Annotated in this window: 1 protein-coding gene and 1 pseudogene; both read left to right on the top strand. The window is 67.1% G+C overall.

The genetic code is table 11. The features are described from left to right. The first annotated feature begins 106 nt into the window (after positions 1–106). Positions 107–565 carry a type II 3-dehydroquinate dehydratase gene (locus NS220_RS18540; protein WP_058625439.1) on the top strand — a complete coding sequence of 153 codons (459 nt, stop codon included), beginning with the start codon at positions 107–109 and terminating at the stop codon, positions 563–565. Positions 566–649: 84 nt separating this feature from the next. Next, positions 650–910, top strand: a pseudogene (locus NS220_RS18535) (elongation factor P); the annotation flags it as partial.

The raw sequence follows: 910 nt of genomic DNA, 5'->3' as shown, positions 1-910 counted from the left end.
GTCGGCGAGGTGTTCGCCGAGCGCGTCGACGCCTATGCGGGCTACGGTGCCGGCACCGCGCCGGTGCGCCTCACCGCGCAGGGGCGGCGCTGATAGCGTGCCCGACATGACCACGCCTCGCCGCCTGCTGCTCGTCAACGGTCCGAACCTCAACCTGCTCGGTACGCGCCAGCCGGAGATCTACGGCTCCGACACCCTCGCCGACGTCGAGCGGGTCACGAGCGAGGCCGCGGATCAGCACGGCCTCGAGGTGCGCCCGATCCAGAGCAACCACGAGGGCGTCCTCATCGACGCGATCCACGCCGCACGTCTCGACTGCGCGGGCATCGTGATCAACGCCGGGGGACTCACGCACACCTCGGTCGTTCTGCGCGACGCGCTGGCATCCGTCGCCCTTCCCGTCGCCGAGGTGCACATCTCGAACATCAAGGAGCGCGAGAGCTTCCGTCACATCTCCTACATCGAGGACGTCGCAGCCGTGCACGTGATCGGTGAGGGGGTGCCCGGGTACGCGCGGGCCGTCCACCTGCTCGTCGAGGTCATCGCGGGCCGCGCCGACGGATGACCGATCGCCGTATCGCGTAGACTCGATGGCTGGGTGTGCGCCGGAGCGCCGCCTCTCCTCACACGAAACGGAATACGGGCACTCATGGCATCCACCGCAGACATCAAGAACGGCGTCGTCCTCAGCATCGACGGTCAGCTCTGGAACGTCGTGGAGTTCCAGCACGTCAAGCCCGGAAAGGGCGGCGCGTTCGTCCGCACCAAGCTCAAGAACGTCATGAGCGGCAAGACCGTCGATCGCACGTTCAACGCCGGTGCCAAGGTCGACATCGAGAACGTCGACCGTCGCGACTTCACGTACCTCTACAACGACGGCGAGGGCTTCGTCTTCATGGACGTCGCCGAC

Source organism: Microbacterium testaceum, assembly GCF_001476655.1.
GTDB lineage: Bacteria > Actinomycetota > Actinomycetes > Actinomycetales > Microbacteriaceae > Microbacterium > Microbacterium testaceum_C.
The sequence above is the reverse complement of the archived record's forward strand: the minus strand, read 5'-3'. Positions and strand labels throughout refer to the sequence as shown.